This window comes from Streptomyces sp. NPDC002130, from assembly GCF_040296465.1.
Lineage (GTDB): Bacteria > Actinomycetota > Actinomycetes > Streptomycetales > Streptomycetaceae > Streptomyces.
In genome coordinates, this window is sequence record NZ_JBEOXI010000037.1 from 1 (window position 1) to 13,190 (window position 13,190).

At 70.6% G+C, this 13,190-nt stretch carries 14 protein-coding genes; 9 read left to right on the top strand and 5 right to left on the bottom strand.

What is annotated here, in order from left to right:
* Positions 1-246: 246 nt before the first annotated feature.
* Positions 247-996: a potassium channel family protein gene (locus ABT116_RS09840; protein ID WP_351630312.1), complete on the top strand. Its 750-nt coding sequence runs from the start codon at positions 247-249 to the stop codon at positions 994-996.
* A gap of 51 nt (positions 997-1,047) precedes the next feature.
* Here the strand turns inward: ABT116_RS09840 and ABT116_RS09845 are convergent, their stop codons facing one another.
* Entirely contained in the window at positions 1,048-1,356 is a 309-nt protein-coding gene (locus ABT116_RS09845; RefSeq protein ID WP_351630314.1) for a small hydrophobic protein, read from the bottom strand.
* A gap of 234 nt (positions 1,357-1,590) precedes the next feature.
* Positions 1,591-3,210 (bottom strand): MFS transporter, encoded by a 1,620-nt coding sequence (locus tag ABT116_RS09850; protein ID WP_351630316.1) that lies wholly within the window; start codon positions 3,208-3,210, stop codon positions 1,591-1,593.
* A 115-nt stretch (positions 3,211-3,325) separates the two neighbouring features.
* Between ABT116_RS09850 and ABT116_RS09855 the strand changes: the two genes are divergently transcribed.
* From ABT116_RS09855 to ABT116_RS09865, 3 genes are all read left to right on the top strand, one after another.
* Complete coding sequence (locus tag ABT116_RS09855; RefSeq protein WP_351630318.1) at positions 3,326-3,958, top strand: TetR family transcriptional regulator; 633 nt, start codon at positions 3,326-3,328, stop codon at positions 3,956-3,958.
* Positions 3,959-4,031: 73 nt separating this feature from the next.
* Positions 4,032-5,240 (top strand): alpha/beta hydrolase, encoded by a 1,209-nt coding sequence (locus ABT116_RS09860; protein WP_351630319.1) that lies wholly within the window; start codon positions 4,032-4,034, stop codon positions 5,238-5,240.
* Between the two features lie 66 nt (positions 5,241-5,306).
* Positions 5,307-6,161 carry a DUF4429 domain-containing protein gene (locus ABT116_RS09865; RefSeq protein WP_351630411.1) on the top strand — a complete coding sequence of 285 codons (855 nt, stop codon included), beginning with the start codon at positions 5,307-5,309 and terminating at the stop codon, positions 6,159-6,161.
* Positions 6,162-6,259: 98 nt separating this feature from the next.
* Here ABT116_RS09865 and ABT116_RS09870 read toward each other — a convergent pair whose 3' ends face one another.
* Together ABT116_RS09870 and ABT116_RS09875 are read right to left on the bottom strand one after the other, a co-directional pair.
* A complete protein-coding gene (locus tag ABT116_RS09870; protein ID WP_351630321.1) occupies positions 6,260-7,276 on the bottom strand; it encodes an aldo/keto reductase in 1,017 nt (338 codons plus the stop codon).
* Positions 7,273-7,737, bottom strand: a complete 465-nt coding sequence (locus tag ABT116_RS09875) for a MerR family transcriptional regulator (RefSeq protein ID WP_351630323.1) — start codon at positions 7,735-7,737, stop codon at positions 7,273-7,275. Before ABT116_RS09875 ends, ABT116_RS09870 begins: the two co-directional genes overlap by 4 nt.
* Before the next feature lie 98 nt (positions 7,738-7,835).
* On the opposite strand from ABT116_RS09875, the gene ABT116_RS09880 reads away from it, so the two are divergent.
* Positions 7,836-8,306: a GNAT family N-acetyltransferase gene (locus ABT116_RS09880; protein ID WP_351630325.1), complete on the top strand. Its 471-nt coding sequence runs from the start codon at positions 7,836-7,838 to the stop codon at positions 8,304-8,306.
* Positions 8,307-8,324: 18 nt separating this feature from the next.
* Entirely contained in the window at positions 8,325-9,140 is an 816-nt protein-coding gene (locus tag ABT116_RS09885; RefSeq protein WP_351630328.1) for a serine hydrolase domain-containing protein, read from the top strand.
* A gap of 10 nt (positions 9,141-9,150) precedes the next feature.
* On the opposite strand, the gene ABT116_RS09890 is transcribed toward ABT116_RS09885, so the two are convergent.
* Positions 9,151-9,804: a pirin family protein gene (locus tag ABT116_RS09890; protein ID WP_351630330.1), complete on the bottom strand. Its 654-nt coding sequence runs from the start codon at positions 9,802-9,804 to the stop codon at positions 9,151-9,153.
* 60 nt (positions 9,805-9,864) lie between these two features.
* On the opposite strand from ABT116_RS09890, the gene fasR reads away from it, so the two are divergent.
* The 3 genes from fasR (at position 9,865) to ABT116_RS09905 (ending at position 13,116) form a co-directional block, all read left to right on the top strand.
* Positions 9,865-11,070 (top strand): fatty acid biosynthesis transcriptional regulator FasR, encoded by a 1,206-nt coding sequence (gene fasR, locus ABT116_RS09895; RefSeq protein ID WP_351630333.1) that lies wholly within the window; start codon positions 9,865-9,867, stop codon positions 11,068-11,070.
* A gap of 89 nt (positions 11,071-11,159) precedes the next feature.
* Entirely contained in the window at positions 11,160-12,089 is a 930-nt protein-coding gene (locus ABT116_RS09900; protein ID WP_351630336.1) for an ACP S-malonyltransferase, read from the top strand.
* A gap of 25 nt (positions 12,090-12,114) precedes the next feature.
* Positions 12,115-13,116 carry a ketoacyl-ACP synthase III gene (locus ABT116_RS09905; RefSeq protein WP_344457744.1) on the top strand — a complete coding sequence of 334 codons (1,002 nt, stop codon included), beginning with the start codon at positions 12,115-12,117 and terminating at the stop codon, positions 13,114-13,116.
* The last annotated feature ends 74 nt before the right edge of the window (positions 13,117-13,190 follow it).

The window sequence follows — 13,190 nt, forward strand, 5'->3', positions numbered from 1 at the left end:
CCCGGAACCGCTCCTCCGAGCTGCTGGTGGACACGACCAGGGAGGCGACGAGGACGGTTGCGTCGGGGGCCCGTGAGGGCAAGGTCGACCGCTCCGTGCTCAAGCAGGCCATCGACCGGTACCAGCTGCTCGACGTGTCGGCCGCCGACCCGGGAGCCGCGGGCGGCGACGCGTAGGACGCCGAGGGCGGTTTCCCTGGGGCGGCACCTGACCGGTGCCGCCCCACGCGTTCCCTACCATGCCTCCATGACGCTCCCGATGACCGCTTCGACCACGCTGGCCCGTTGGGAGCGGCGTACCCAGGGCCCGCTGCTGGCGCTGGCCGTCGTGTTCGCGATCGCCTACGCCATACCGATCGTGGCGCCGCGGGCTCCGCAGGACGTGCTTACCGCGTGCCACGTCACGAACTGGGTGGTGTGGGCCGCTTTCGCCGCCGACTATCTGGTCCGCCTGTGGCTGGCCGAGGACCGGCTGCGGTTCGTCCGCGGCAATCCGCTGGCGCTGCTGGCCGTGGTGCTGCCGCTGGCGCAGCCGCTGCGGCTGCTGAAGCTGGTGTCGATGCTGTTCCTCGCCGGGCAGCGGGCGCGGATGGCGTCGCAGGTACGGGTCACCACGTACGTCGCCGGGTCGTGCCTGGGACTGCTCGTCTTCGGTGCGCTGGCCGTGCTGGAGGTGGAACGGGACGAGCCCGGCGCCTCCATCCACACCCTGGGGGACGCGGTCTGGTGGGCGTTCACCACGATGACCACCGTGGGGTACGGGGACATGGCACCGACCACCGGCCTGGGGCGGATGCTGGCGGTCGGTCTGATGCTGTCCGGGATCGCGCTGCTCGGTGTGGTGACGGCGAACATCGCCGCCTGGTTCATCGCACGGTTCGAGAAGGACGACGCCGAGGAACAGCGGCAGACCGAGGCGATCCGGGAGCTGACGGAGGAGGTGCGGGCGCTGCGGGGGGAGTTGGCCGCGCTCAAGGGGACACCGGCGGAGCAATGAGAGGGCCCCCGGCCGAGCGGCCGGGGGCTCTTCCCACATTCTTCACCCGGGTCAGAAGATGCCCATGCCCGGTGTGGCCGCTCCGGACAGCCAGATGATGGCCAGGAGCGTGTCGATGGCGCCCAGGACCAGGGCGATCACGGCCGCGGTGGGGCGTGAGCCCGACCAGGCGCGGCCCATGGCGAGCCAGCCGCAGACCATCGCGACGGGACCGAGAACGATCCCCAGCACGAAGAAGCCTGCAACGGCGCAGATGACTCCGATGAGTCCGAGCGTCGCGCGATCCGTCCCGGCCCGTGACCACGTCCGGCCACGTGAGCGGGGGTGCCTGCGCGTACCGTGTCCGAAGCTCGCCATCATCAACTCCCGTAAACCCTCGATCGGTTGGGGTTCTCTTCGGGTATGACATGGCGGGTACCCCGTCGGTGCGCGTTAATCCCGCTGCCTGCGCGCCACCCCCCTCCGGCAGCGCGCCGCAGCGTCCGTCCTCCATGCCCTGCGGAGGACTTGACCCACTGTGACCTGCGGCGCGTGCCGAGGGGAGGGTTCGGCGGCTGCGTTCACCCTGATGAGGGAACGAACCGCCGGGGACCGTCAGATGTGCGCAGCGCCCGCGCCGGCTTCCGCGTTCTCACCGCGCTTGGTGAGGAACGCGACGAACACGGCCACGGCCGCCACGCCCGCGGCGGTCAGGGAGGCCAGGCTCATGCCGTCGATGAACGTGGTGTGCGCGACCTCGGCGATCTTCGCGGCGATCTGCTCCGGGGTGCCCTCGGGCACCGGGGCGATGCCCTGCTGAACGGCCAGCGCGGCCTGCTCGGACTGGGCCGGGGTGAGCGGCGGCAGCCCCGCGTCCGCCCAGTTGCCGGCGAACTCGCTGTCGACCTTGGAGGCCATGACCGCGCCCAGCACGGCCGTACCGAGGCTGCCGCCGATCTGCATGGCGGCCTGCTGGAGGCCGCCCGCGACACCCGAGAGCTCCATCGGGGCGTTGCCGACGATGACTTCGGTCGCGCCGACCATGACCGGCGCGAGGCCGAGACCCAGCAGGGCGAACCAGACGGACATGACGCCGCTGCCCGTGTGCGCGTCCAGCGTGGACATGCCGTACATGGCGATCGCGGTGAACGCCATGCCGCCCGCCAGCGGGATACGCGGGCCGAACTTGGTGATCATCACGCCGGCGAGCGGGGAGCCGACGATCATCATGCCGGTGAGCGGCAGCAGGTGCAGGCCGGCGTCGATCGGGCTCATCCCGTGCACGTTCTGGAGGTAGAACGTCACGAAGAACAGGCCGCCCATGAAGGCGATGGCCATCAGGACCATGAGGACGACACCCGCCGACAGCGGGACGGAGCGGAACAGTCCCAGCGGGATCAGCGGCTCCTTCACCTTCGTCTCCCAGACGGCGAAGAGCCCGAAGCCGACGAGCGAAGCGACGATGAACGCCCAGGTCTTCAGATCGCCCCAGCCCCACTCGGGGGCCTTGATCAAAGCCCAGACGAGGCAGAACATCGCGGCGGACAGCAGGAAGATGCCGAGGAGGTCGAAGGAGCGCGGGGCGTTCTCGGCGCGGTGGTCCAGCAGGATCAGCACCCCGAGGACGAGGGCGAGGACGCCGACCGGCACGTTGATGAAGAACACCGACTGCCAGTTGACGTGCTCGACGAGCACGCCGCCGAGGATCGGGCCGCCCGCGGTGGACGCGCCGATGACCATGCCCCAGATGCCGATGGCCATGTTCAGCTTCTCGGCCGGGAACGTCGCCCGCAGCAGGCCGAGCGCGGCAGGCATCAGCAGCGCGCCGAACAGGCCCTGGAAGACGCGGAAGACGATGACCGCCGTGATGCCCTGGGACAGCCCGATGGCGGCCGAGGAGGCGGCGAAGCCCGCAACGCCGATGAGGAACGTCTGCCGATGACCGAAACGGTCACCGAGCTTGCCGGCGGTGATCAGGGAGACGGCGAGGGCGAGGAAGTAGGCATTGGTGATCCACTGGAGATCCGACCATGAGGCCCCCAGGTCCTTGCCGATCGCCGGGTTGGCTATGGCCACGATGGTGCCGTCGAGGGCCACCATCATGACCCCCACGGCGACGGTGATGAGGGTGAGCCAGGGATGCCCTCGCAGCCCCTTGCCCGGCGTCGCGTCCGACGGCCCCGCCGGTGCCTTGCCCCCCGACCCCGTCGTGTCGATGGTGGTCTGACTAGTCATACCGGGAGGCTAGTGTCAGTCACTGACAATTGACAAACCAATTCAGCAGTCGGTAACTGACACGACATCCCCGTATAGCCTGATCTGGACAAACACTTCAGACGAGAGGCCTGACTTGAACCTGCGCGAACGCAAGAAACGGCGCACCCGGGACGCACTGCTGCGGGCCGCGCTGGAACTGTTCGCCACGCGCGGGTACGAGGAGACGACCGTCGACGACATCGCCGCCGCCGTGGACGTCTCGCAGCGCACCTTCTTCCGCTACTTCGCCGGCAAGGAGGAGACGGCGTTCTTCGTGCCGCGCCTCGCGGAGACGCTCGTCGTCGAGGCCCTGCGCACCCGCCCGCCGGACGAGGTGCCGCTGGAGGCGCTGCGCCGGTCCGTGCTGGAGAGCTGGGACGCGATCAACGAGGCCGTCGTGGAACTCGTGCCGATCGAACTCCACATGCGCGTCTACCGGGTGATCGAGTCGACGCCCGCGCTGCTCGCCGCCCATCTGCGGCGGTCGGCCGAGCTGGAGGAGCAGCTCGCGTGCATCATCGCCGAGCGCGAGGGGCTCGATGTGGACCTGGACCCCCGGCCGAGGATCGTCGTCGCCCTCTTCGGCGGGGTGATTCGTGTCACCGAACGCTTGTGGTCCGCGGGGGACGACGTCACCCTCGACGGAATGCGCGAACTCACCACCACATACCTGGATCAGGTGGGCCCCGCACTGGCCGGGAACTGGCGCGCGGAGCCGTCCCCTTAACCGATCCACCGAAACGTGATCCCGGTCACTTGGTTAACGCGAGACCCTCTCGTTCTCCTAGTGTGTCCTTTCAGTGACTTCCTTCGACACCTCCCCGCAACTGAACGTCTGGCGCGCACTGCTCGCTCTGGCCGTCGTGTTCGTGATGCTGGCGACCACCGGCTGGACGGCCCTGCGCAGCCAGCGGGGCGCCACGCCGCTCCAAGCCTCGCTCTCCGCCTGGGAGCACGGCCGGATCGGCGGGCACCGGCTGCCGGACCCGCAGTCCGAGCCGGCGAAGCTGGCCCGCTTCTTCTCCTCGCTCACCGAGCAGGACCGTTCGACCCTGGTCCGCAAGTACTCGCTCGCGGTGGGCAACATGAACGGCGCGCCGGTCGAGCTGCGCTACCGCGCCAATCACCTCGCGCTCGCCAAGGCGCGCAAGGTCGAGCGGGAACGCATGCACGACAAGCGCCTCACCACGGCCGGGCAGCGCGATGCGGGCCGCAGGATGCACCGCCTCGAGGACCTCATGGAGCCGGGCCGGCACATCCTGGCCTTCGACCCGGAGGGTTCGGGCCGGGTGGCGGAGGTCTTCGGCAATTTGCGCAGGGCGGAGCGGGTCTCGGTCGTCGTCCCCGGCGTCGACACCGACCTGCTCACCTTCCAGCGCACCCACCGCAAGTACTCCGCGCCCGTCGGCATGGCCAAGTCCCTGTACGCGGCCCAGCGGCAGGTGAGCCCGTCGACCCGGACGGCAGTGATCGCCTGGGCCGACTACACGGCGCCCAGCGGACTCGGCATCGACTCGGCCACGGCGATGCGCGCCGAGGAGGGTGCCGTACGGCTCAACGCGCTGGTGCGGGCGCTGCCGGGCGGTTCGCCGGTCTCGCTGTTCTGCCACAGCTACGGCTCCGTGGTGTGCGGCGTCGCCGCGCACTCGCTGCCGGGCCGGGTGTCCGACATCGCGGTGGCCGGCAGCCCCGGCATGCGCGTGGAGAAGGCCGCCCAGCTGCACACCACCGCCCGGGTGTGGGCGATGCGGGACTCCGACGACTGGATCCAGGACGTGCCCTACCTGGAGGTCGGCGGACTGGGCCACGGAGCCGATCCGGTGTCGGCCGGGTTCGGCGCGCGGGTGCTGTCGGCAGCGGGCGCGAAGGGTCACGCGGGCTACTTCGAGCCCGGGACCGCAAGTCTGTTCAATTTCGCAGAGATCGGCGTCGGCGCATACCGCTCGGTGCACTGCGCGCACGAAGACGGTGTCTGCCGTACCGGTATGTCCGGCACGGCGGCGGCCTGACGCGCGTAGAGGCGCAGAAATTGCGGTCTGCTCGGGAGGGGGACGGAGGAGCGCGTGCCGCATACGATGAGCCGCATGGGTGACGTACTGGCCGGATTTCATGCCGCCTGGGAGTTCGAGTCCGACTCCGTGCTCATCCGCTACGAACGGGGGATTCGAACACCCAAACTCTTCCAGGCCCTCGGGGAGCGTCGCGTGCCCCTGGAGGCGATCGCCGGGGTGACCCTGACCCGCGGGAAGCGCGGCACGGTCGTGCTGCGCGTCGAGCCGCGCCCCGGGGCGGACCCGTTGCTGGAGGCGGCCGCCGGGCAGCTGAAGGAGAACGTCGACCCCTACCGGCTGGTGCTGCCCGCCGAGCGCGAGGTCCTCGCGGAGTACTACGCCGACGAACTGCGGGGCCTGCTGACGGAGTCCGGGCCGGCCGATCGGTTCCTCGTGACGGCACCCGAGGGGCCGCTGTCGTTCAAGGCGTACGACGGGAAGGCGACCTTCGACGGACGGACCGTGAACTTCCGGTGGTTCTGGACGGGGGCGTCGTCGGCGAAGTGGAAGGCCGGCGACCAGAGCTTCTCCGTCGGCGAGCTGAACGGGGTGGAGTGGCGGTCACCGGAGGTCTTCGAGGGGCATTTGCGGCTTTTGCGCCGGGATGCGGCGGTGGCGGCGCCGACCCAGGCCGATCTGGATCCTGCTGCCGTGGTGTTCGGGCTGGGGTACGGCCCCGTGCACGAGTCGCTGCCGTTCGCTGCCGCGGTGCTGGCGGCGGTGCGGACGTCGAGTCCGGTGGCCGCCGTGCCCGCGCCGCGGCGTGATCCTGCGGACATCGCCGAGCGGATTCGTCACCTGGGCGAGTTGCATCAGGCCGGATTGGTGACGGATGAGGAGTTTTCGGTCAAAAAGGCGGAGTTGTTGGCGGAGCTCTAGCGTCTGCCGGAGTCTCGCCGTGGACGGGCGCGGGTGCGGGCGTGGCTGATCGCGCAGTTCCCCGCGCCCCTGAGGGCGCGCCCCTGAGGGGCTCCCCGCTACTCCCGGCCCGCCGAGGTGAACGTCATGTCCGCGTACCGCGCGCCCGCCACCTGAGCCGCTATGCCCTCCAGGAGGTCCAGTTCCTCGTCCGTGAGGACGATGCCGGTCGCCGCCGTGTTCTCCTCCACCCTGCCGGGCTTGCGGGTGCCCGGGATCGGGATGACCGGGAGGTCGTGGATCGTCGCCTGCTGCTGGACCCAGGCCAGGGCGATCTGACCGAGGGTGGCGTCATGGGCCTTGGCCACCGACCGGATCAGCTCCAGCAGCGTCGCGTTCGCCGTGGCGTTGTCGCCCGTGAAGCGAGGCTGCTGGCGGCGGAAGTCACCGGCGGTCAGATCCTGGTCGGCATCGGTGAAGGAGCCGGTGAGGAAACCCCGGCCGAGAGGTGAGTACGCGACGAGGGCCACGCCCAGCTCACGGGCCGCGGGGACGACGTGCGTCTCGATGTCCCGGCTGAACAGCGACCACTCCGACTGCACGGCGGCGATGGGGTGGACGGCGTACGCGGCCCGCAGTTCACCGGCCGTGACCTCGCTCAGGCCGAGATGCTTCACCTTGCCCTCGCGGACCAGGTCGGCCATGGTGCCGACGCTCTCCTCGATCGGCACGTTCACATCGCGCCGGTGCATGTAGTAGAGGTCGATGGCATCGACGTCCAGACGCTTCAGGCTCGCCTCGACCGCCTGGCGAATGTAGGGCGGGTCGTTGCGGATGACCCGGCGCGTGGGGTCGTCCGGGGGGATCGACAGCGCGAACTTGGTGGCTATGACGACCTCGTCGCGGTGGGCCTTGAAGAACGGCGCCAGGAACCGCTCGTTCTCACCCGCGCCGTAGGCGTCGGCCGTGTCGTAGAGGGTGACGCCCAGTTCGAGCGCCCGTTCCAGCGTGGCCCGGGACGCGTCCGCGTCCGCGGGGCCGTAGCCGAAGCTCATACCCATGCAGCCCAGGCCCTGGACGCTCACCTCGGGACCGTGGTCGCCGAGCTTCGCCGTCGTGATCCTGCCGTCCTTCATCGGGACCTCTCCGACGCCAGGGCACGCCCGGCGTCCGCGTAGAAACTGATCTTCCGGTCGAGCACGGCGAGCGTGCCCCGGAGTTCGTCGATCCTGGCCAGGACGTCCTCCCGGGTCGTCCTCAGCAGCTCGAAGCGCTCGGCATAGGTGTGGTCGCCCTCGCGCACCAGTTCCGCGTACCGGACCATGTCCGCGACCGGCATGCCCGTCAGACGGAGCTTGCCGACCAGGTCGAGCCAGTCGAGGTCGCGGTTGGTGTAGCGGCGTTGACCGGTGTGGGACCGGTCGATGTGCGGCATCAGGCCGATGCGCTCGTACCAGCGCAGGGTGTGTGCCGTCAGGCCGGTGAAGGCGACGACCTCGCTGATCGTGTAGCGGTCGTCGCCGTCCGGGCGCCGGTTCTGCTGAGGCGGGCCGGCGCAGGTGTCGGTCCTGGTCCCCGTGGTCTCCATCACCGTCATGGCCCCCACGCTAAAACCCTGGAGTGCACTCCAAGCAAGCGCCGACGGTAAGAAATCGGCAGGACGTTTCTCGATCCGGATGGTTAGCGTACGGACTCATGAGTGTTGTACGTCGCGCCCTGCCCGCCGACGCCGAGGAAGTCCTGCGACTGCGCCAGGTCATGATCGACGCGGTGTTCGCCTCCGATCCGTCCATCGCCTGGCACGGGGAGTCGCTCCCCACACTGAGGGCCAAACTGGCCGATTCGGACGGGGACTTCACGGCGTTCGTCGTCGACCACCCGGAGCGGGCGGGGGCGCTGGCCTGCCTGGTGGCCGGGACGATCGACTACCGCATCGGCAAGGCGGGCGACCCGCAGGGCATGGTGGGCTTCGTGTTCAGCGTCGCCACCGACCCGGACGCCCGGCGCCGCGGGTATGCGCGGGCCTGCATGAACTCGTTGCTGGAGTGGTTCCGCGAACGCGGTGCCCGGCGCGTGCAGCTCACCGCTTCCCCGGAGGCCGAGCCGCTGTACGTCTCCCTCGGTTTCCGCCCCAAGCCCGACCCTTTGCTGGAGCTCGCTCTCTGAGCGCATAGGCTCGAACGCATGTCGCTGAAGAGCCTCGCCCTGATCGATAACTGGCCGGTTCCCACCGCTGCGGCGGGGGTCGTACGAGCGGACGGCACCGTCCTCGGCACTCACGGACCGGCCGGGCAGCGGTTCCGGCTCGCGTCGGTGACCAAGCCGCTGGCCGCCTACGCGGTGCTCGTCGCGTACGAGGAGGGTGCCATCGAGTTCGACGAGCCGGCGGGTCCCCCCGGGTCGACGGTCCGGCACCTGCTCGCGCACACCTCGGGCCTCGCCTTCGACGAGCACAGGGTCACGGCCCCGCCGGGGGAGCGGCGGCTGTACTCCAACGCCGGCTTCGAGCAGTTGGGCGACCACGTCACGAAGGCCACCGACATCCCGTTCGGGGAGTACCTCCGGCAGGCCGTGCTGGAGCCGCTGGGCATGACCTCGACGACCCTGGAGGGCTCTCCGGCCAAGGACGGGGTGTCGACGGTGGAGGACCTGCTGCGGTTCGCGGCCGAGGTGCAGGCGCCGCGGCTGCTGGATCCGCGCACGGTCGCCGAGGCGATGACCGTGCACTACCCGGGCACCAAGGGCGTCCTGCCGGGGTACGGCCACCAGAACCCCAACGACTGGGGGCTCGGCTTCGAGATCCGCGACTCCAAGTCGCCGCACTGGACGGGCGCCTCGTCCTCGCCGCGCACCTTCGGGCATTTCGGGCAGTCGGGTACGTTCCTGTGGGTCGACCCGGACGCGGGAGCGGCCTGCGTGGCGCTGACGGACCGCGCGTTCGGGCCGTGGGCGACCGAGGCGTGGCCCGCGTTCACGGACGCGGTGCTGACGGAGCTCTAGGGCCGGGGCCCTAGGCCATCTCCCAGATCAACAGCTCCGCGTCGGTCACGCCCTCGGCCTCCAGGCCCTTGGTGTCCGTGATCCGGGCGGCGTCACCGGCGCCCAGTTCCTCGCCGTCCAGGCGGACGGCACCGCGCACGACGTGCACGTACGCGTACGGCCCGTCCGGCACCGCCGTACGCTCCCCCGCCCCGAGGCGCCGCACGTGCAGCATCGCGCCGGCCTCCGGGACGGCGTAGGGCGTCGAGTCGGCGATGCCGTGGACGACTTCGTAGGACGGGTCGCCGCCGGGGCTGAGGGGGGCCAGCCACATCTGGATGAAGGTCAGGGGCTGCGGGCCGTCGTTGCGCTCCACGTGCCGCACACCGCCGGCCGAGCTGAGCCGCTGCACGTCCCCGTGGCGCACGACCGACTCGTGCCCGGTGGAGTCCCGGTGGGTCAGCTCCCCCTCCACCACCCAGGTCACGATCTCGGTGTGGCTGTGCGGATGCTCGTCGAAGCCGGCCCCGGGCGCCAGCCGCTCCTCGTTGCACGCGAGCACCGCGCCGAAACGGAGGTTGTCCGGGTCGTAGTGGGGCCCGAAGGAGAAGGCGTGCCACGACTCGATCCCTGCGGTCGCGTCCCCTCCGGGGTAGCGCTCGTCCGCGCGCCGTACGTCCATCACGGGGTCCACCGTAGACCCCGGCGGCCCACCTTCCCGTCCGGATAAGGCAGTCTTGTCCCCGTGCCCGAACCCGAAACCAGCAAGAACGAAGCCGCAGCCCACGACGTCCATCCGCATGCCGCGACGCTGAAGCGGCTGGAGAAGTCGTCCGGATCGCTCGCCGCGCAGGCCATCGCGCGGATGGACGAGACGCTGCCGTGGTACCGGGCCATGCCCCCGGAGAACCGTTCCTGGATCGGTCTGGTCGCGCAGGCGGGTATCGCCGCGTTCACCGAGTGGTTCCGGCATCCGGACGCCCCGCAGGCCATCTCCACCGATGTGTTCGGCACCGCGCCGCGAGAGCTGACCCGGGCGATCACCCTGCGCCAGACCGTGGAGATGGTGCGCACCACCATCGAGGTCATGGAGAGCGCGATCGACGAGGTCGCGGCCCCCGGCGACGAGCGGGTGCTGCGCGAGGCGCTGCTCGTCTACGCCCGGGAGATCGCCTTCGCCACGGCCCAGGTGTACGCCCAGGCCGCCGAGGCACGCGGTGCCTGGGACGCCCGGCTGGAGTCCCTGGTCGTGAACGCCGTGCTCAGCGGCGAGGCCGACGAGGGTGCCGTGTCCCGGGCCGCCGCGCTCGGGTGGAACTCGCCCGAGCACGTGTGCGTGGTGCTCGGCACGGCGCCCGACGGCGACTCCGAACTGACCGTGGAGGCGATCCGCCGCGCCGCCCGACACGCCAAGCTCCAGGTGCTCACCGGGGTGCTCGGCGACCGGCTGGTCGTCATCGCCGGCGGCAGCGACAACCCGCTGGCCGTCGCCAAGTCGCTCATCGGCCCGTTCGCGGCCGGCCCGGTCGTGGCGGGCCCGGTGGTGCCGGACCTGCTGGCCGCGACCCGGTCCGCGCAGGCCGCCGCGGCCGGGCTGAAGGCGTGTTCCGCCTGGCAGGACGCCCCGCGCCCGGTCCTGGCGGACGATCTGCTCCCGGAGCGGGCGATGGCCGGGGACCCCTCGGCCCGGGAGCAACTGGTGGAGGAGATCTACAGACCGCTGGAGGAGGCCGGGGCCGCGCTCCTGGAGACCCTCAGTGTCTATCTCGAACAGGCGAGCAGTCTCGAGGGCGCCGCCCGGATGCTGTTCGTCCATCCCAACACCGTCCGTTACCGGCTCCGACGTGTGACTGACGTCACCGGTTGGTCACCCTCCGATGTACGCTCTGCGTTCACCCTGCGGATCGCGCTGATCCTGGGGCGTCTGGTCGATGGAGATCCTCAGCCCTAAGGTTTTGTCGAGGCTCGACAAAACCCCTCCGTGTTCTTCGTCCCTGTCCCCACGGGCGGTTGTGCCCGTCCCCAAGAGAGAGTGTGAGAGTGCTCGTACTCGTCGCTCCCGGCCAGGGCGCTCAGACGCCCGGCTTCCTGACCGAATGGCTCGACCTCCCCGGTGTTCGCGGTGCCCTCGAGGCCTGGTCCGACGCCGCGGGACTCGACCTGATCCGTTACGGCACCGAGGCCGACGCGGAGGAGATCCGCGACACCGCGGTGGCGCAGCCGCTGCTGGTCGCGGCCGGACTCGCGTCCGCGAACCTGCTGTTCGACGACCCGGCCGAGCTGGCGCGGAAGGTCGGCGCGATCGCCGGTCACAGCGTCGGCGAGATCACCGCGGCGTCGCTCGCCGGAGTGCTCCCCCACGAGGAGGCGCTCCGCCTGGTCCGCACCCGCGGGCTCGGCATGGCCGAGGCCGCCGCCGTCACGGAGACCGGCATGGCGGCGCTGCTGGGCGGCGACCCCGCCGTGACGGTTCCGCATCTGGAGAAGCTGGGCCTGACCCCGGCGAACATCAACGGCGCGGGCCAGATCGTCGCGGCCGGCACCAAGGAGCAGCTCGCCGCGCTGGAGGCGGACAAGCCCGAGGGCGTGCGCAAGGTCGTCGCGCTGAAGGTCGCCGGCGCGTTCCACACGCACCACATGGCCCCGGCGGTCGACACGCTGGCCAAGGCCGCCGAGGCCCTGGCGCCCGGCGACCCGAAGGTCACCTACGTCTCCAACAAGGACGGCCGGACCGTCGCGGCCGGCAGCGAGGTGCTGGACCGCCTGGTCGGCCAGGTCGCCAACCCGGTCCGCTGGGACCTGTGCATGGAGACCTTCAAGGAGCTCGGTGTCACGGCCCTGGTCGAGCTGTGCCCCGGTGGCACCCTCACCGGCCTCGCCAAGCGGGCCCTGCCCGGGGTGAAGACGCTGGCCCTGAAGTCCCCCGCCGACCTCGACGCGGCTCGCGAGCTCATCGCCGAGCACGCCTGACCGCCGCCCCCAAGGAGCCGACCGCATGGCGAAGATCAAGCCCAGCAAGGGCGCCCCGTACGCGCGCATCCTCGGCGTCGGCGGCTACCGCCCGACCCGGGTCGTGCCGAACGAGGTGATCCTCGAGACGATCGACTCGTCCGACGAGTGGATCCGCTCGCGCTCCGGCATCGAGACCCGGCACTGGGCGAACGACGAGGAGACGGTCGCCGCGATGTCGATCGAGGCGTCCGGCAAGGCGATCGCCGACGCCGGGATCTCCGCCGAGCAGATCGGCGGCGTGATCGTCTCGACCGTCTCGCACTTCAAGCAGACCCCGGCCGTCGCCACCGAGATCGCCGACAAGCTCGGCACCGCCAAGGCCGCCGCCTTCGACATCTCGGCCGGCTGCGCGGGCTTCGGCTACGGCCTCACCCTCGCCAAGGGCATGATCGTCGAGGGCTCGGCCGAGTACGTCCTGGTGATCGGCGTGGAGCGGCTGAGCGACCTGACCGACCTGGAGGACCGGGCGACGGCCTTCCTGTTCGGCGACGGCGCGGGGGCGGTCGTCGTGGGCCCGGCCCAGGAGCCGGCCATCGGCCCCACCGTCTGGGGCTCCGAGGGCGACAAGTCCGAGACGATCAAGCAGACCGTGCCGTGGACGGACTACCGTTCCGGCGAGGTCGCCAAGTTCCCCGCCATCACGCAGGAGGGCCAGGCGGTGTTCCGCTGGGCCGTGTTCGAGATGGCGAAGGTCGCCAAGGAGGCGCTGGACGCCGCCGGCATCTCCGCGGAGGACCTGGACGTCTTCATTCCGCACCAGGCCAACGAGCGGATCATCGACTCGATGGTGAAGACTCTCAAGCTGCCGGAGTCGGTCACGGTCGCACGTGACGTACGCACCACCGGCAACACCTCGGCCGCCTCGATCCCGCTCGCGATGGAGCGGCTCCTGGCGACCGGCGAGGCGAAGAGCGGCGACACCGCGCTCGTCATCGGCTTCGGGGCGGGTCTCGTCTACGCCGCGACAGTCGTTACCCTCCCCTAGGCACTCCGTGCCGGATCATGCGATCCGGCACGGGAGGAAACACCTGCCACACCCTCTGGATATCTACGAAGGAG